The 17,537-nt window shown below is 68.7% G+C and carries 14 protein-coding genes, 1 tRNA gene and 1 pseudogene; 8 read left to right on the top strand and 8 right to left on the bottom strand.

The window, feature by feature from the left end; all coding sequences use genetic code 11:
* The first annotated feature begins 16 nt into the window (after positions 1 to 16).
* A complete protein-coding gene (locus G6N20_RS17515; RefSeq protein WP_083049403.1) occupies positions 17 to 703 on the top strand; it encodes an aminodeoxychorismate/anthranilate synthase component II in 687 nt (228 codons plus the stop codon).
* On the opposite strand, the gene pknB is transcribed toward G6N20_RS17515, so the two are convergent.
* The 7 genes from pknB to G6N20_RS17550 all read right to left on the bottom strand — a co-directional run bounded on the left by pknB (position 681) and on the right by G6N20_RS17550 (position 10,405).
* Positions 681 to 2,561 (bottom strand): Stk1 family PASTA domain-containing Ser/Thr kinase, encoded by a 1,881-nt coding sequence (gene pknB / locus G6N20_RS17520; RefSeq protein WP_083049406.1) that lies wholly within the window; start codon positions 2,559 to 2,561, stop codon positions 681 to 683. The two genes, G6N20_RS17515 and pknB, sit on opposite strands and share 23 nt — an antisense overlap.
* The gene (locus G6N20_RS17525) at positions 2,558 to 3,850 is read right to left on the bottom strand and encodes a serine/threonine-protein kinase (protein WP_083049409.1); all 1,293 of its coding nucleotides are present in this window, start codon (positions 3,848 to 3,850) and stop codon (positions 2,558 to 2,560) included. The genes pknB and G6N20_RS17525 overlap by 4 nt, the downstream gene beginning before the upstream one ends.
* Positions 3,847 to 5,322: a D,D-transpeptidase PbpA gene (pbpA, locus tag G6N20_RS17530; RefSeq protein ID WP_083049412.1), complete on the bottom strand. Its 1,476-nt coding sequence runs from the start codon at positions 5,320 to 5,322 to the stop codon at positions 3,847 to 3,849. The genes G6N20_RS17525 and pbpA overlap by 4 nt, the downstream gene beginning before the upstream one ends.
* Complete coding sequence (locus tag G6N20_RS17535; RefSeq protein WP_083049415.1) at positions 5,319 to 6,728, bottom strand: FtsW/RodA/SpoVE family cell cycle protein; 1,410 nt, start codon at positions 6,726 to 6,728, stop codon at positions 5,319 to 5,321. Before G6N20_RS17535 ends, pbpA begins: the two co-directional genes overlap by 4 nt.
* The gene (locus tag G6N20_RS17540; RefSeq protein WP_083049418.1) at positions 6,725 to 8,209 is read right to left on the bottom strand and encodes a PP2C family protein-serine/threonine phosphatase; all 1,485 of its coding nucleotides are present in this window, start codon (positions 8,207 to 8,209) and stop codon (positions 6,725 to 6,727) included. The genes G6N20_RS17535 and G6N20_RS17540 overlap by 4 nt, the downstream gene beginning before the upstream one ends.
* The gene (locus tag G6N20_RS17545; protein ID WP_083049421.1) at positions 8,206 to 8,673 is read right to left on the bottom strand and encodes an FHA domain-containing protein FhaB/FipA; all 468 of its coding nucleotides are present in this window, start codon (positions 8,671 to 8,673) and stop codon (positions 8,206 to 8,208) included. The genes G6N20_RS17540 and G6N20_RS17545 overlap by 4 nt, the downstream gene beginning before the upstream one ends.
* Before the next feature lie 136 nt (positions 8,674 to 8,809).
* Complete coding sequence (locus G6N20_RS17550) at positions 8,810 to 10,405, bottom strand: DUF3662 and FHA domain-containing protein (protein WP_163663126.1); 1,596 nt, start codon at positions 10,403 to 10,405, stop codon at positions 8,810 to 8,812.
* 253 nt (positions 10,406 to 10,658) lie between these two features.
* Here G6N20_RS17550 and G6N20_RS17555 point away from each other — a divergent pair.
* From G6N20_RS17555 to G6N20_RS17565, 3 genes and pseudogenes are all read left to right on the top strand, one after another.
* A tRNA-Leu gene (locus tag G6N20_RS17555) sits at positions 10,659 to 10,741 on the top strand.
* A gap of 390 nt (positions 10,742 to 11,131) precedes the next feature.
* Positions 11,132 to 12,613, top strand: coding sequence for a WS/DGAT/MGAT family O-acyltransferase (locus tag G6N20_RS17560; RefSeq protein ID WP_083052368.1), 1,482 nt, complete (start codon positions 11,132 to 11,134; stop codon positions 12,611 to 12,613).
* A 169-nt stretch (positions 12,614 to 12,782) separates the two neighbouring features.
* Positions 12,783 to 13,293, top strand: a pseudogene (locus G6N20_RS17565) (DUF222 domain-containing protein); the annotation flags it as partial.
* Between the two features lie 190 nt (positions 13,294 to 13,483).
* On the opposite strand, the gene G6N20_RS17570 reads toward G6N20_RS17565, so the two are convergent.
* Positions 13,484 to 13,900: a WhiB family transcriptional regulator gene (locus G6N20_RS17570; RefSeq protein WP_083052365.1), complete on the bottom strand. Its 417-nt coding sequence runs from the start codon at positions 13,898 to 13,900 to the stop codon at positions 13,484 to 13,486.
* Positions 13,901 to 14,044: 144 nt separating this feature from the next.
* Here G6N20_RS17570 and G6N20_RS17575 point away from each other — a divergent pair, with 144 nt between their 5' ends.
* The 4 genes from G6N20_RS17575 (at position 14,045) to G6N20_RS17590 (ending at position 17,496) form a co-directional block, all read left to right on the top strand.
* A complete protein-coding gene (locus G6N20_RS17575) occupies positions 14,045 to 14,815 on the top strand; it encodes a helix-turn-helix domain-containing protein (protein ID WP_083052362.1) in 771 nt (256 codons plus the stop codon).
* On the top strand, positions 14,812 to 15,648 hold the full coding sequence (locus tag G6N20_RS17580; RefSeq protein ID WP_083052359.1) for a C40 family peptidase: 837 nt from the start codon (positions 14,812 to 14,814) through the stop codon (positions 15,646 to 15,648). Before G6N20_RS17575 ends, G6N20_RS17580 begins: the two co-directional genes overlap by 4 nt.
* 48 nt (positions 15,649 to 15,696) lie before the next feature.
* Complete coding sequence (locus G6N20_RS17585) at positions 15,697 to 16,056, top strand: DUF4226 domain-containing protein (RefSeq protein WP_083052356.1); 360 nt, start codon at positions 15,697 to 15,699, stop codon at positions 16,054 to 16,056.
* A gap of 129 nt (positions 16,057 to 16,185) precedes the next feature.
* Positions 16,186 to 17,496, top strand: a complete 1,311-nt coding sequence (locus G6N20_RS17590; protein WP_083052352.1) for a DUF4226 domain-containing protein — start codon at positions 16,186 to 16,188, stop codon at positions 17,494 to 17,496.
* Positions 17,497 to 17,537: the final 41 nt, after the last annotated feature.

The raw sequence follows: 17,537 nt of genomic DNA on the forward strand, positions 1-17,537 counted from the left end.
ACGGTACCCTGGCACGATGCGAATCCTGGTCGTCGACAACTACGACAGCTTCGTGTTCAACCTGGTGCAGTATCTGGGCCAGCTTGGCGTTGCGGCCGACGTGTGGCGCAACGACGACGCCCGGCTCTCGGACGAGGCCGCAATCGCCGCCCGGTTCGACGGTGTCTTGCTCAGCCCGGGCCCGGGCACCCCGGAACGCGCGGGCGCGTCGGTCGGCCTGGTCCGGGCATGCGCGGCGGCGTGCACCCCGCTGCTCGGGGTGTGCCTGGGGCATCAGGCCATCGGCGTGGCGTTCGGTGCCACCGTCGACCGCGCGCCCGAGTTGCTGCACGGCAAGACCAGCAGCGTGTTCCACACGAACGTGGGTGTGCTGCAAGGGCTTCCGGATCCGTTCACGGCGACTCGATACCATTCGCTGACCATCCTGCCGGAGTCGTTGCCGCCGGAGCTGCAGGTCACCGCCCGCACCCAAAGCGGCGTCATCATGGCGGTGCGGCACACCGAGCTGCCGATCCACGGCGTCCAATTCCACCCGGAGTCGATCCTGACCGAGGGCGGCCACCGGATGCTGGCCAACTGGCTGGGCTACTGCGGATGGGCGCGGGACGAGACGCTGGTGCGCCGGCTGGAGAGCGCAGTGCGGGCCGCGGTGCGGCCGCACCTGCCCAGCGATACCGGCGCTACTGACCGAACTTCAGCGTGATGATGCCGTCCCGGTTGACGCCGGCACCGGCCGGTGGGTTCTGGTACACGATCCGGTTGTGCTGGGCGCCACCGGCGTCGACGTCGGGCCCCTTGTCCAGCACGCCCGTCCAGCCCAGCGCGCGTAACCGCGGTTCGGCGTCGACCCAGAACATGCCGGACAGGTCGGGCATGACGAACTGGTTGCCCTTGGACACCTGCAGCTCGATGACCGAATCGACCGGCACCGTGGTGCCCGCGGGCGGGTTGGTGCCGATCACGTCGCCGGCCGGCCTCGGGCTGTCCACCGCGGCCTGACTGAACTTGGTGAAGCCGTACACGTTGAGGTTTTTCTGCGCAACGTCGACGGTCTGCCCCGCGACGTCGGGAATCTGTTTGGTCTCCGGTCCCGACCCGACGATGATGGTGATCACGTTGGTGATCGCCGAGGTCTGGTTGGCCGGCGGGTTGGTGCCGATCACCTTGCCCGCCATCTCCGGGGTCGACGGCGAATTCGCCTGCCGGAACTTGCCGAACCCGGCGGCGGTCAGCTTCTTGACCGCGTCGGCATAGGTCAGCGACGAGACGTCGGGCAGTTCGCGCTGCTCCGGTCCGGTGGACACATTGATGGTGATCTCGTCGCCGGCGCCCACCGAGGCGTTGGCGCCCGGGTCGGTGCCGATGACGTGATCGGGCGGGATCGTCGAGTCGGGTTTCTGCTGGGTACGTATCTTGAAGCCGCGGTTCTGCAGTGCGGCGATAGCGTCGGCGGAGACCTGTCCGCGCACGTCGGGCACTTGAACGTCGCGGGTATTGCCGCCGAAGGTGTTGATGGCGATGAAAACGACGATGGTCAGCACCGCCAGCACGGCGACCGCGGCCACCCACCGGCCCACCGACCCCATGATGCGCTCGCGGTCGGCGTCGTCGTAGAGCTGGCGAGGCAGTGGATCGGTGCGCGGGCCGACGGGATTTCCACCCGCGGAGGACAGCAGCGATCGCCGTTCGGCACCCGTGAGCACCTTGGGCGCCTCCGGTGGCTCGCCGTTGTGCACCCGGACCAGGTCGGCGCGCATCTCCGCCGCGGTCTGGTAACGGTTTTCGGGGTTTTTGGCCAGCGCCTTGAGGACGACCGCATCGAGGTCGGCGGAGATGCCTTCGTGTCGCTCCGACGGGGGCACGGGGTCCTCGCGGACATGCTGGTAGGCAACGGACACGGGCGAGTCGCCGGTGAACGGCGGCTGACCGGTGAGGACCTCGTAGAGCACGCAGCCCAACGAGTACACATCCGAGCGGGCATCGACGGAATCACCGCGGGCCTGCTCGGGCGACAGATACTGCGCGGTCCCGATCACCGCCGCCGTCTGGGTGACGCTGTTGCCGCCATCGGCGATCGCGCGGGCGATGCCGAAGTCCATCACCTTGACCGCATTGGTCGCGGTGATCATGATGTTCGCCGGCTTGACGTCGCGGTGGATGATGCCGTTTTGATGACTGAAGTTCAGCGCCTGGCACGCGTCGGCGATGACTTCGATGGCGCGTCGGGGGGGCATCGGACCGTCGTTGTGCACGATGTCGCGCAGGGTGACCCCATCGACGTATTCCATGACGATGTAGGGCAACGGTCCGGCGGGTGTTTCGGCTTCGCCGGTGTCGTACACCGCGACGATCGCCGGGTGATTCAGCGCGGCCGCGTTCTGAGCCTCCCGACGGAAGCGCAGGTAGAAGCTGGGATCACGGGCCAGGTCGGCGCGCAGCACCTTGACCGCGACGTCGCGGTGCAACCGCAGGTCGCGGGCCAGGTGAACTTCGGACATGCCCCCGAAACCGAGGATGTCGCCCAATTCATAGCGGTCGGACAGGTGCCGAGGGGTGGTCATTGCGGTATCTCGTATCGGGCCGGCGACGCATGGTGACCTTGCGCCGGCGGGGCAACCCAGCTGTGCAGTCCAGAATTACCTATCTCGCCGCGATCCGTCCAATTGAGTTGCGGGGCCTGCCCGGCCGGGGTCCGGGTGGCCGGTGGGTTCCCGGTGTCGGTGATGGTCGGCGGGGACGGTTGCTGCACCTGGTCCGGGGGCGACTCGATGACGATGAGCACGGCGATGATGATCGCCAGCGCCCCGAGCACCGCGGCGGCCCACAGCAGCGCGCGCTGGCCCGACGAAAACGTGCGTCGCACCGGTGGCGGCCGATGCCCGCCGGTCGCCGGGCGGGATCGGCGCGACGGCGGAGTGCGGCCGGCCGTGGCCGCGAGCCTAGTCGGCGTCGCGGACGGGATGGCCGCCGGGGCGGCCCGGCCGGGCGGCGGTGATTGGCTGGGTCGTGGGGGCCGGCGGCCGGCTCGTACCGCGGCCACGGCGTCGGCGAACGGCCCCCCACTGCGATAGCGCATGGCGGGGTTTTTGACCAGGGTTATCTCGATCAGTTCGCGCACATTGGGCGGCAGCTCGGCGGGCAACGGGGGCGGCGGCTCTTTGATGTGCTTCATCGCCACCGTCAGGGCACCCTCACCGGCGAACGGGCGCTTGCCCGAAACCGCCTCGTATCCAACGACTCCCAGTGAATAGACGTCACTGGCGGGGCTCGCGTCATGACCCAGGGCCTGCTCGGGCGCGATGTATTGGGCGGTGCCCATCACCATGCCGGTCTGGGTCACCGGGGCCGCGTCGACGGCCTTGGCGATCCCGAAATCGGTGATCTTCACCTGCCCGGTGGGGGTGATCAAGATGTTGCCGGGTTTGACGTCGCGGTGTACCAGCCCGGCGGAATGGGCAACCTGCAGCGCCCGGCCGGTCTGCTCGAGCATGTCCAGCGCGTGCCGCAGCGACAGTCGGCCGGTGCGCTTGAGCACCGAGTTCAGCGGCTCGCCGTTGACCAACTCCATCACCAGGTAGGCCGTGCGGCCCTCGCCGTCCAGCTGGCTTTCGCCGTAGTCGTGCACGCTGGCGATCCCGGGATGGTTGAGCATCGCGGTGGTGCGCGCCTCGGCCCGGAAGCGCTCGATGAATTCGGGATCCTGGGAAAACTCCTGTTTGAGCACCTTGACCGCGACACGTCGGCCCAGCCGGCTATCCACCGCTTCCCAGACCTGGCCCATGCCGCCGGTGGCGATGAGGCGCTGCAGGCGGTATCGGCCCGACAGCGTCACACCAACGCGGGGACTCATGGTCCCCCCTGCAGCGCGGCCTCGATCACGGCCCGCCCGATCGGCGCGGCCAGCGCTCCCCCGGTCGCAGAAAGCCGGTCGCCGCCGTTCTCCACCAGCACCGCGACGGCCACCTTCGGTGCCTGCGCCGGGGCGAAGGCGATGTACCACGCGTGCGGCGGAGTGTGGCGGGGGTCGGTGCCGTGCTCTGCGGTACCAGTCTTAGATGCGATCAGCACGCCGGGGATGGCCCCTTTCTGTTGTGCGGTTTGCTCGGCGCCGACCATCAGCTCTGTTAGCTTAGCGGCGACCTGCGGCGACACCGCGCGGCGCTGCTGATACGGGGCCGTGCTGCTGATGTTGGCCAGGTCGGGACCCTTGAGGCTTTCCACCAGGTAGGGCCGCATCGCGATGCCGCCGTTGGCTATGGTGGCAGCGACCTGTGCGTTCTGCAGCGGGGTCAGCGCCACATCCTTCTGCCCGATGCTGGACATCCCCAACGCGGCACCGTCGGGGATGGGCCCCACGGTCGATTCGGCGACCTGCAACGGAATCGGGGCCGGTGGGGTGTCGAGGCCGAACGCCTGCGCCATGTTGCGCAGGGCGGCGGCTCCGGTGCGGATGCCCAGCTGGACGAACGCGGTGTTGCAGGACTTGGCGAACGCCTCGCTCAGCGACACGGTCGGATCGGGGCCGCACGGGGCGCCGCCATAGTTTTCCAACGAGGCCGTGCTGCTGGGCAGTGCAATCGTGGCCGCGGCGGTCACCTGCTGGGACTCGGTGGCTCCGGCCTGCAACGCGGCCGCGGTGGTGATCACCTTGAAGGTGGAACCGGGCGGATACGTTTCCGAGATGGCACGGTTGGTCAGCGGAGAGTCGGGGTTGTCGCGCAGCCGCTGCCAGGCCTGCGCCTGCACGTCGGGGTCGTGCGACGCCAGCAGGTTGGGGTCATAGGACGGTGACGACACCAAAGCCAGAATCTTGCCGGTCGACGGTTCCAGGGCAACCACCGCGCCCCTACACGGCCCGCCGCAGCCCTGCTGCATCGCGTCCCAGCCGGCCTGCTGGATACGCGGGTTGATCGTGGTGTCGACGTTGCCGCCGCGCGGGTCACGGCCGGTGAAGAAATCGGCCAACCGGCGGCCGAAGAGTCGTTGGTCGGATCCATTGAGCAGCGGATCCTCGGCCCGCTCGAGGCCCGCGCTGGAATAGCGCAGCGAATAAAAGCCGGTGACCGGCGCGTACACCGCGGGATTGGGGTAAACCCGCAGGAAGCGGAACCGGCTATCGGTGGCCACCGAGTAGGCCAGCAGCTGCCCGCCCGCGGTGATCTGGCCGCGTTGGCGCGAATACTCGTCGAGCAGCACGCGCTGATTGCGGGGATCGGCGCGCAGGCCGTCGGCGGTGAACACCTGCGTCATCGTGGCGTTGAGCAGCAGGAGCACGATCAACGCCATCACGGTCACCGAGATTCGGCGCAGCGAGGCGTTCATACCTTCTCGATCACCTCGGTGGTCGCCGCTGCGATCGGCGACCTGGTGCGCGGGCGGGTGCGCAACGGTCGGCGGGCGCCATGCGAGATGCGCGCCAAGATGGCCAGCAGCACGTAGTTGGCCAGCAGCGACGAGCCGCCATAGGACATCCACGGTGTGGTCAATCCGGTGAGCGGGATGAGCCGGGTTACCCCGCCGACGACGATGAACAGCTGGATGGCCAGCGTCGAGGCCAGGCCCGCGGCCAGCAGCTTGCCGAAGCTGTCGCGGATGGCGATCGCCGTGCGCAGGCCCCGGACGATCACGATGGTGTAGAGCATCAGGATGCCGGACAGTCCGACCAGCCCGAGTTCTTCGCCGAATGCGGCGATGATGAAGTCGGTGGACGCCGCGGGCACGGTGTCGGGCTGGCCGTTGCCGAGCCCGGTGCCGAAGATGCCGCCGGTGGCAAAGCTGAACAGCGCCTGCACGATCTGGTACCCGCTGCCGTCGGGGTCGGCGAACGGGTCCAGCCAGGTCTGCACCCGCACCCGCACGTGGGCGAACAGAAGGTATGCCAGCGCGCTGCCTGCGGCGAACAACACCAGCCCGATCACGACCCAGCTGAACCGTTGGGTGGCCAGATAAACCACCACCAGAAACGACGCATACAGCAGCAGCGAGGTGCCGAGGTCCTTCTCGAAGATCATCACCCCCACCGAGATCACCCAGGCCGCCAGCAGCGGGGCGAGGTCGCGGGGGCGGGGCAGCGTCACGCCCATCAAGTGCTTGCCGACGCTGGTGAACAGCCCACGTTTGGCCACCAGCACCGCGGAGAAGAACGTCAGCAGCAGAATCTTGGAAAACTCCGCTGGCTGAATCGAAAAGCCGGCCAAGCGAATCCAGATTTTGGCGCCGTTCTGCTCGGACAGTGACGCCGGCAGCAGCGCGGGGACCGCCAACAACACCAGACCCGCGAGTCCACAGATGTAGCCGTAGCGGGCGAGCTGCCGGTGGTCCTTGAGCACCGCGATCACCAGCGCGAACGATGTCACGCCGACCAGCGTCCACAGCATCTGCTGGTTTGCGCTGGGGTGACCGTGCCGGCCGACTTCGTGGTTGACCAGATCGAGGCGGTGGATCATCACCAGGCCGAGCCCGTTGAGCAGCGCCACCACCGGCAGCAGGAGCGGGTCGGTGAAGGGGGCGAAGCGCCTGATGGCCAGGTGGGCGAATCCGAAGAGCGTCAGGAAGGCCAGCCCGTAGCTGACCAGGTCCCAGTGCACGCCTCGCTCCTGGTTGGCCTCCACGATGAACAGCGCCGCGACGGTGATGACCGCGGCGAAGCACAACAGCAGCAGCTCGGCGTTGCGCCGAGTCGGTAGCGGGGGCGTCACCGCTACCGGTGCCTGCAGTTGCGTCGTCATGCCGCCGCCCGGCAATCAATGCCCGGCTGCGGTGAAGGTGGCGGGAGTGCGGTCACCGTGGGAGTGGAACTTGCGCCGGCGGCGGGCGCGGAGGTTGTGGGGGCGACCGAGGTGGTGGTGGCGGGCGTGCTGGCGGTTGGCGAGGAGGGGACGCTGGGTTCGGCGCTGGCGGTAGCCGGGGCGGATGGTTCGGGCGGGGAAGTGGCCCGTGGCGGCGGACACGGCGGCAGCAGGGAGTGCGACGCCAGTTCGCGCAATTGCCCGATGGCCTCGTTGAGCGTGCCGACGGGCAGCCCGGCCTGCACCTGCGCGCGTTCTGGCGGGCGCAGATCCTCGGGCTTCATCAAGTGGCAATCAAGCGGGCCCCCGGATTGGCCATAACTGACCTGGGTGAGTTCGTTGCGGGCGTTGAGACACCCGAGCAAGTACGGTTCGTGCAGGGACATACCCAACAGCGACCCCTGGATTCCCCGCATGATGGACACCTTGCCGTGGTATTCGGCGACGTAATAGTTGTTGCGGATGATCGCACGGCCGATGAAGAGGCCCGCAATCACCAGCAGCGCGGCCAGTGCAACAACAAGCGCAATCCGCCGCCGCGACCACCGTGGCCGGTTGAAGGTATGTGTCGGCGGCGGGACGCGCTGGGCGAGTTCCTTGCGGGGGGCGATGGCCGAGGCCCGGCCGGCGGCCGTGTTGGGCAGGGTCACCTCGTCATCGTCCCCGGACACCGCCCCGGCCAGGATCGGCTGGGTCTGGCCGTACTCGTTGTCGACCACGTCGGCGACGACCACGGTGACGTTGTCGGGTCCGCCGCCGCGCAGCGCCAACTCGATGAGGCGGTAGGCCGCCTCGGCCACGTCGGGGATCTGCAAGGCCTCGAGGATGGTTTCGTCGCTGACCGGGTCGGACAGACCGTCAGAGCACAGCAGGTAACGGTCACCGGCGCGCGCTTCGCGCATGGTCAATGTGGGCTCGACCTCGTGACCGGTCAGCGCGCGCATGATCAGCGAGCGCTGCGGGTGGCTGTGGGCCTCCTCCGCGGTGATCCGGCCCTCATCGACCAAGGTTTGGACAAAGGTGTCGTCCTTGGTGATCTGGGTGAGCTCGCCGTCGCGCAGCAGGTAGCCACGGGAGTCACCGATGTGCACCAGGCCGAGCCGGTTGCCCGCAAACAGGATCGCGGTCAGCGTGGTTCCCATGCCCTCGAGGTCGGGTTCCGCCTCGACCTGGGCGGCGATGGCCGCGTTGCCTGCCTTGACCGCGGCGTCGAGCTTGGCCAGCAGATCCCCACCCGGCTCGTCGTCGTCCAGGTGGGCCAACGCGGCGATCACCAACTGGGATGCGACCTCGCCGGCGGCGTGGCCACCCATGCCGTCGGCCAGGGCCAGTAACCGCGCGCCGGCGTACACCGAGTCTTCGTTGTTGGCGCGTACCAGGCCGCGATCGCTGCGGGCCGCATAACGCAGGACCAGGGTCACGGGCGCAACTCGATTGCTGTCTTGCCGATCCGAATCGGCGTTCCCAGTGGAACTCGTGCCGCGGTGGTCACCTTCGCCCTGTCAAGGTAAGTGCCGTTGGTCGATCCTAGATCTTCGACATACCATTCCGAACCGCGCTGGGACAGCCTGGCATGTCGCGTCGAGGCGTAGTCGTCGGTCAACACCAGCGTCGAGTCGTCGGCACGCCCGATCAGCACCGGTTGCCCACTTAGCGTGATCCGCGCGCCCGCGAGTGCCCCTTCGGTCACAACCAGGTAGCGCGCCGCGTGTCTGCGTTGGCGCGACGGCAACAGCGTGCCGCGCAGCGCTAACCCGCGGTGCACCATGACCGCGCCGGTCGGTGCGTAGATGTCGGTACGCAGCACCCGCAGCACAGACCAGATGAAGACCCACAGCAGCATTAAAAATCCGGCACGCGACAGTTGCAGCACCAACCCCTGCATCTGGCGTCCTTTCCGTCTGGGCGCTTCCGTCTGGCGCTGCTCACCCGGCGCTCGTGTTACCGAGCGCATCAGCTAAGTCACGATACTTGGCGGGTGGTCGATGCGGCCCGAAGCTCGGTAGCTTTGGCCCAGAAGGTCAGTGGATGCGGACGACGATCTCGGAGTGGCCCAACCGGATGACATCTCCGTCGGCCAATTGCCATTCCTGGACCGGCGCGTTGTTGACGGTAGTGCCGTTGGTGGAGTTCAGGTCCGACAGCAGCGCAACCTGTCCATCCCAGCGAATGTCCAGGTGACGGCGTGACACGCCGGTGTCGGGCAACCGGAATTGGGCGTCCTGGCCGCGGCCGATGATGTTGGACCCGTCGCGGAGTTGATAGGTCCGGCCGCTGCCGTCGTCGAGCTGCAGGGTGACCGTGGTCCCGGTGGACCCGTAGCCGCCCTGCCCGTAGCTGCCGTACCCACCGCCGGGCGGCTGGCCGTAGTCGGTGGGGGGCTGGCCGTAGTCGGCGCCGGGTTGACCGTAGGCGTACTCGCCGCGGCTGGCGGACTCGGCGTACCCGGTGCTCGGCGGAGCGTACCCACCCGGCGACGGGGTTTCGGCGTATTGGGTGTAGTCGCCGGCCGTGTAGTCCTGGCGACCATATCCGCCCTGCGGGTAACCCTGTTCGTACCCGCCGCCCTGGCCGTAGCCACCGCCTTGGTCGGGGTATGCCGGCCGCGGGGGTTCGGGCGGCACTGGCGGGGCGGGAGGGGCCGCGGGGTAGCCACCCTCGTCCGGGCGGGCGGGTTCACGCCCGTACTCCCCGTACCCCCCGCCGTAGCCGGGCGGTGCGCCGCCGGGCGGTGGGCCGTAGCCGCCGGGCGGACGGTAGCCCTGGTCGTAACCCGGGCCGCCGTAGCCGGGCGGAGGCCCGGAGGGAGCGGGCGGGCGTTGCTCATAGGGCGGCGGGTAGCCGCCCTGTCCCTGGTCGGGATAGCCGCCCTGGTCCGGGTATCCACGCTGGCCGCGTTGGTCGGGGTATCCGCCCTGGTCGGGGTAGCCGCGCTGGTCGGGATAGCCGCCCTGATCGGGGTGGCGTGGTGGCGGATAGCCGGGCGGAGGGGGGTAGCCGCCCGCTTCCGGGGGAAACCCGCCGCGGGAGTCGGGGCCACCCTGCTGGCCGGGGCCACCGCGTGGTTCCTCTTGCGGACGCGCGTATCGGTCGTCGTAGTACTCGTCCGGCCGCCCCTGCCCCTGACCGCCGCGGTAGCTCGAATTGTCACTCATTGGTACTCCTGGTTCTGCGCTAAACGCGTGATTTGATTGTGGCCGGGCAGAATCGGTGACCGTCGGGCGGGGCTCGACATCAGGGTTGACAGCCCCGCGGGCGCGGAACTGGCCGGTGTACAGGTGCGTCGACCGCTCGAAGCGGACGACCACCTCACCATACGTTTGCCACCCCTGTTCGTGGATATAGTCCGCCAAGTACCGAGCAAAAGTTTTCGACGTGAGGTCGGGGTCGGCGCCCAACTTCTCGGAGTCGTGCACACTGAGCGTAATGATGTATTCGTTGGGCGCCAAAAGGCGATTTCCCTGCAGCGACTGGACGCCGTCGGCCGCTTCGCGGCGCAGCAGCGCCTCTATCTCTTGCGGCACGATCGATCCCCCAAACATGCGGGCAAACACGTCACCGACGGTCGCCTCGAGTTTGCGCTCGATGCGCTGAACGAGCCCTTTTTGGGTACCCATGTAGCGCTCGCCCCACTCGTTCTGGCATTTCGCCGCGTCTGGCAATCGACTCGCCCGCGTGGCGTGTCAATAGACCATGGTATCGGGACACCGTGACGCGCTGGCACCGGGAGAATGCTGAGAATTGCAGCGAGGCCGTTCGGCGTGCCCCGGCGGACCCGAAACGCCGCGGTTGGTGGGCGCCCCGGCCGTCGGGCACCGCGCGGCGGTTGGGGCGTTGGGCTACTACAGTGGTATGGTCCTCCGGTTGTCCGGGCGAGTGGCGGAATGGCAGACGCGCTGGCTTCAGGTGCCAGTGTCCTTCGGGACGTGGGGGTTCAAGTCCCCCTTCGCCCACCGTGAGCGGGGTGCGCCCGAGCCGCGACACTTTTCCCGCGGCGTCGACGAATCCGGCGCGGCCGCGGTGCGGCCGATCACCCGAACCGCGGTCGACCGGCGACCCGGGCGGTGACACCGTGCTTGCTGCCCATGGACACGGCAAAGCCGCTCCGGTGCCGTCCACGAGGCCGCGCGCAGCCCAGGCCGAACCGGGCAAGCCGTGAGCGCCGCGGTGGCGGCGCCGCATCCGGCTGCGGCATCGCGAGCAGGAAAGGCGATGGTCCCCGACACCCACGTGGACTACGGTCACCATCTGGAAACGCTGTTGACGTCGCCGACCGGTCGCCCAACCCGGCGGCTGAGGGCAGCGTTACCCGCGTGCCGACAACGCCACTCAAGGAGCAACCCGTGAGCAAGACCGCCAGACGGCTAGGCCCGCAGGATATGTACTTTCTTTATTCCGAGTCGCCCAACACGATGATGCACATCGGTGCGCTGATGCCGTTCACGCCGCCGTCCGGTGCGCCGCGGGACTTCCTGCGCCGACTCGTCGAGGACAGCAAGACCCACGACGTGGTGGAGCCGTGGAATCTGAAGCTGAGCCACCCCAACCTGCTGCATAACCCCGCGCAGTCATGGGTTGTCGACGAGGACTTCGATCTGGACTATCACGTGCGCCGGTCGGCGCTGGCCAGCCCGGGTGACGAGCGTGAACTGGGGATCCTGGTGTCCCGGTTGCACAGCAACGCCGTCGACCTGGGCCGTCCGCCGTGGGAAATGCACTTCATCGAGGGTCTGCAGGGCGGACGGTTCGCGATCTACATCAAGATGCACCACGCGCTCGTCGACGGCTACAGCGCCCAGAAGATCCTGGCCCGCAGCTTGCCCACCGACCCGAACGACACCACGCACCCGCTGTTCTTCAGCATTCCCGAGCCCGGCCGAGCGCCCGCCGAGGAGGAAGAATCCGCTGACGGCGGCGTGGTGGGCAGCGTGCTCAGCGGCCTGGGCGGCGTGCTGCACAGCCTAGGCAACATGGTCAGCGGGGTGGGCAGCGTGCTTGGCTCTGTCGCCAGCGCGGGACGGTCCTCGTTCGACCTCACCAGGGCGCTGGTCAACACCCAGCTGCGCACCGACAACGAATACCGCCACCTCATCGGCTCGGCGCAGGCCCCGCACAGCATCCTCAACACCCGCATCAGCCGCAACCGCCGCTTCGCCACCCAGCAATATCGGCTGGACCGGCTGAAATCCCTCGGCGCCAAGCACCAGGCGACGATCAACGACGTCGCGTTGACGATCATCGGCGGCGGTTTGCGGCGCTTCCTCGGCGAGCTCGGTGAGCTGCCCGACACATCGCTGATCGCGATGGTGCCGGTGAACGTGCGGCCCAAGGACGATGCGGGCGGCGGCAACGCCGTCGGAACCATCCTGGCCACGCTGGGCACCGATATCGCCGATCCGGTCGAACGCCTGCGGGCCGTCACCGCGGCAACCGGGATCGCGAAGGCGCAGCTGAGGTCGATGGGAAGGGACGCGATCCTGGCCTACAGCGCGGCCTTGATGGCGCCGTACGGGATACAGCTGGCCAGCACGCTCAGCGGGGTGACACCGCCCTGGCCGTACACGTTCAACGTGTGTGTCAGCAATGTGCCCGGGCCCGAGGACGTGCTGTATCTGCGCGGCAGCCGGATGGAGGCCTCCTATCCGGTCTCCCTGGTGGCGCACAGCCAAGCCCTCAACGTCACTATGCAGAGTTACGCCGGGACGCTGAACTTCGGGTTCATCGGCTGCCGCGACACCCTGCCGCACCTGCAGCACCTGGCCGTCTACACCGGGGAAGCGCTCGACGAGTTGGAGGGCCAGAGCGCTTCCTCGGTAGCGACCTGACGCGCCTCGGATTTGGGCATCGTATTAACTGACAGAGGTCTCGGCGTACGCACCGGGCTTCGTCGCGCAAGCATACAGATCGGCCTCCTGATGTCGTGCCTCCCCAAAGCCAACACCCGGCGGTGTGAAATCTCGTGTGCCACTCTGGTTTCAGCCGTCTCTCGGCGCGCTGGCGCCGATCCTGGCGGCCAGCGCGGCCGCCCACCGCGACGGGCGGCTGGGCGCCGGGCTGGGGGCACCTGCCGCTTGCGGGGGCGTGGGGGTGATTCGCCGGTTCTCTGACCGGCTGTCCGGCTGGGTCGATGCGCCCACCCGCGACTGCGCGGAGGCCACGCTGGCCAAGGAGGGCACCCAGTTTCGGCCCGAACAGCTGGTCGGGCTGGCCGACAACCTCGCCGATTGTCTGAACCCCGACGGGAATTACAGCGATGAGGACCGGGCCCGGCGGCGCGGCATCACCCTGGGCTGGGCAAACAGGGCGCCGATGGCATGTCGGCGTTGCGCGGCTGGCTGACCCCGCAAGGCCCGGGCGACCGTGGAGGCGGTGTTGGCCAAGCTGCCGCCCCCGGCATGGGCAACCCCGCCGACCAGGCCCCGTGCGTGGAGGTGCACCGTCGCAGCAGGCCATCGAGGGCGATACCCGCGGCCCCGCCCAGCGCCAGCATGATGGCCTGAACGCCAAGGATCGTGGGTGCAGCGCCGTTACTTCCATCCCGAAAAACTGCTCCGCGACGGTTTAAACCCATCCTTTGTCGAGGCGCGCGTGGCACCTTGCCGCGACAGTACGCCGGGCCGACCTGGCCGTCGGATGTAGCGGCGGCGCGGCGTCTCGCCCGGATGTGGTCCCGGGTTGGTTGAGCGCACCGGCGGTCAGGCCGCCGAGCGGGGGCCGTGCTGCGCGGTCGGCAAGTGCAGCACCACCGCGGCCGTCGGCATCGCGGATCCTTCGGTGCGCGCCAGCAGCGCGGCGTTTTCCGGCAGCTGTCGAGGGTTGATCTCGCCGGCGGCGATCCGGCGCAAGACATCGTGGGCCGCGGCGAGCTCCGCGCGCTTGCGGTACTGGCCGCCGGGAAGTTTGATGCCGGCCCAGACGCCGTATTCCTCGCGGTGCTTGATGGCACGCTGTGCGCAGTGTCGCTGCTGCGCCAGCGGGCATCGGCGCAGGCATTGGATGCGTGCCTCGGTGGCTGACCGCTCGTAGGCACGGGCCTTTGCCGCGCCGTCGCCACCGTCGTCATCGGGGTAGCCGAACCATAATTCCGGGTTCGCCGCGCAGGGGTGCGCCATGTCTCGGCCTCCTTCGTCCGCTGAAACGTAGGCAAAAGCGTATACATAAGTCGGGGTGGCTGCAAGAGAAACGTGACAAAAACGGATATACCGAGGTATGCGGACCCGGCTGTGTAATATCCCGCCTATGGCCGGAGACTCGCGGTGAGCCGTGAGTCGGCCGGCGCGGCCATGCGCGCGTTGCGCGAATCGCGCGACTGGTCCCTGGCTGACCTGTCGGCCGTGACCGGCGTCAGCGTCATGGGCCTGAGCTACCTGGAGCGCGGTGCCCGCAAGCCCCACAAAAGCACAGTTCAGAAGGTTGAAAACGGGCTCGGCCTGCCACCGGGCACCTACTCGCGGCTGCTGGTGGCGGCCGATCCCGATGCCGAACTCGCGCGCGTGATCGCCGCGCAGCCGCCGGAAACACCGCCGGTTCGGCGCGCCGGCGCGGTCGTCGTCGACCGCCCTCGCGACACCGACGTGCTCGAAGGTTACGCCGAAGCACAGCTCGATGCGCTGAGATCGGTCATCGACAGGTTGCCCGCGACGACATCAAACGAATATGAGACGTATATTCTCTCCGTGATCGCGCAGTGTGTGAAGGCGGAGATGCTGGCCGCCAGCTCGTGGCGGGTGGCGGTGAACGCGGGCGCCGACTCGGCCGGCCGGCTCATGGAGCACCTGCGGGCGCTGGAAGCGACGCGGAGCGCCCTGCTCGAGCGGATGCCGGCAAGCTTGAGCGCCCGGTTCGATCGCGCATGCGCGCAGTCGTCGTTGCCGGAAACGGTCATCGCGGCGCTGATCGGTGTCGGCACCGACGAAATGTGGGACATCCGCAATCGGGGTGTCATCCCGGCGGGGGCGCTGCCCCGCGTTCGAGCGTTCACCGAGGCGATCGAGGCAGGTCAACGCGTCGGCAAGGGAGATCAATGAGCAGCAGTGAAGTCGAGGCGCTAACCCGCGCCCACCAGCTTTTCGCCGGAGCCAGTTGGCAACCGGTCGTGGATGCGGGCACCGCAGCCCAGGCCGAACTGCTGCAGCGGACCGCCGGGCTGAATGCGGCAGCGGCGCAGGGTCGGTATCGGCTCGCGGCACAACACGGCCGGGCAACCCTGCTATCGGCAGCACGCACCGATGATGAGTTGGCGGCCGTCGTCGCCGGCGCCCACCAGGACCGGGCCAGGGCGCGGGAGCTGACCGGAAGCATTGTCGACGAGGCCCGTGCCGATAACGCGGTGAGTCCGGTTACGCCGATGGCCCAGCGCGAAGCGATGCGTCGACGGGTGGCGCGGCTGCGCGCGCAACGAGCCCATGTCCTGTCGGCGCGGCGGCGGGCACAGCGACATTTAGCGGTGCTGCGTGCGCTGCGGTACCGGACGTCGCACCACCACGGCGCCGCGCTGGGCAGACGTGGCCTGCCGGCACCGAGTGGCCGCGCCGGGATCGCGGTCCGCGCAGCATTGTCCCGCCTCGGACGCCCCTACGTGTGGGGCGCGACCGGGCCCAACCAGTTCGACTGTTCAGGCTTGGTCCAATGGTCCTATGCGCAGGCCGGCGTTCACCTGGATCGCACCACCTACCAACAGATCAACGACGGTATCCCGGTGCCCCGCTCACAGGTCCGGCCGGGCGACCTGGTATTCCCGCATCCCGGACACGTGCAGCTGGCGATCGGCAACAACCTGGTCGTCGAGGCGCCCTACGCGGGTGCGTCGGTGCGGATCAGCCCGCTGGGCACCAACGTACAAATCCGCCGACCGTTATGAGTCGCAGATAGTCGCCCCGTCAGGTGGGCAGGATGAGAAGGTTGAACCATGTCGGAGCACCCCTATTCAGAAGCCGCCACGGCGGCGCGGCAGGCCTTGCTGGCACGGCAACAGGGCACCGTCGCCGACGCCGACCGGGTGCTGGCCGAGGTGCTTGCCGGTGCGCACGCCGCGATGCGAGACAGCGTCCGCCGGCTGGACGCGATCGCCGCCGAGATCGATCGTGCCGTTGCGGATCAGGATCAGCTCGCCGCCGATACGCCGATGGGAGCGCGTGAGTTTCACAGGTTTCTGGTTGCCAAACAGCGGGAGATCGCGGCGATCGTCGCCGACGCTCGCGAGTTCGCTCACGCGAATAGCGGTGTGCTAGAGCGGCTGCGGACGCGGTACGCCGAACCCGTCAGCTAGCGGCGTAGCGCACGCGGATACCGGGTGCGTTGAGGTGAATTGTCGGCAGCAAGCTGCCTGAGTACTGTCACGCGGCATGAAGGGTCACCGCATTGCCCGCAGCGGGCCGCCGCGGTAATGGACTAGACGATGGCTATCCGTGACCGCGCCGGTGACCCCAACGCGGGGCAGGTCGGGTCGACGCCGACCGTGCTGCCCGCCGACCCGGCGCCCTCGAGCCGAGCACAGGGGGCGGCGGCCCGGGCCATCGCAGATGCGGAAGCCGCGCTAGCGCACCAGAATTCGGCGATCGCTCAGCTTGACCTGCAGGTGATCTCGGCAATCTTGAATGCGCATTTGAAGGCCGTCGAGGGCAGCGAAGCGCTGAGCACGCTGCAGCACGACATCGAAGCCGCGGTGCGTACCCGGTCGGATCTGGACACCCCGGCCGGGGCGCGGGACTTTCAGCGCTATTTGATCGGCAAGCTGCGGGACATCCGCGAAGTGGTCGCGAACACGAGCCTGGACGACACGTCCAAATCCGCCCTGATGGCCGCCTGGACGTCGCTGTATGACGCCTCGAGGGGTGAACGAGGCGTTCCCGGCGACGGTGCCCCGGTGACGGCCGCCCCCAAGGACGCGCCCACCCGCGGGGCTGGCCAACCGGCGGCCCCGTCACCCGAGGTGCCCTACGATTACCTGCTCGATTCGCTGCCGCTGGACGATCCGGCGCTGTTTTCCGACGACCCGCCGGCGCCGGGCATCACCTCGCCGGTGATGCCGCAACCGCCGGCGGCGCCAGGCATGCCCACCCTCGGTGGGGCAACGCTGCCGGGCGGGGGAATGGCACCGGTCTCCCTGCCCGGAATGGGCGCGCCGGGCGGGCTTCCGCTCCCCGGACTGCTCCGGGGAGCCGACACCGAACCGGAACTACGCGGACTCGACGAAGGCCGGGACTCCCGGAACCCCGACCGTGCGCTCTCAGACGAACGCGGCGACCGCGACCACGGGGAAGGCGAGGAGCAGAACGCCACTGCGAGTTCTCCCGAATCGCCTCCGCCGGGTCCGACGACGGTCACCTTGCCCAACGGTGAGACGGTGACCGCCGCCAGCCCCCAGCTCGCCGCGGTGATCCAGGCCGCGGCCGGCGGAACACCGATCGCAGACGCGTTCCAACAGCAGGGGATCACGATCCCCCGTCCGGGGACGGCGGTCACCGACCCCATCGACCCGGCACGGGTTGCACCCGGAGACATCGGTATCTTCACCGATCGCCACGCGTTGGCCCTCGGCAACGGCAAAGCCCTGCTCGACGGCCAGATGCAACACATCTCCACCGTGCGCGGGCCGAGCTTTCTAGGCTGGGAGCATCCGCCGGTGCCGGCGACCGCGACCGCCCCGGCGAGAACCGACACCCCGACCCCGACCCGGCCGGCGGCCCCGCCGACGGCGACGCAATAGATCCCAACAGCGAGTTCACCGGCCTTACCGCCGGCAGGCAC

The organism is Mycobacterium shinjukuense, assembly GCF_010730055.1.
In the GTDB taxonomy this organism is placed as follows: Bacteria; Actinomycetota; Actinomycetes; order Mycobacteriales; family Mycobacteriaceae; genus Mycobacterium; species Mycobacterium shinjukuense.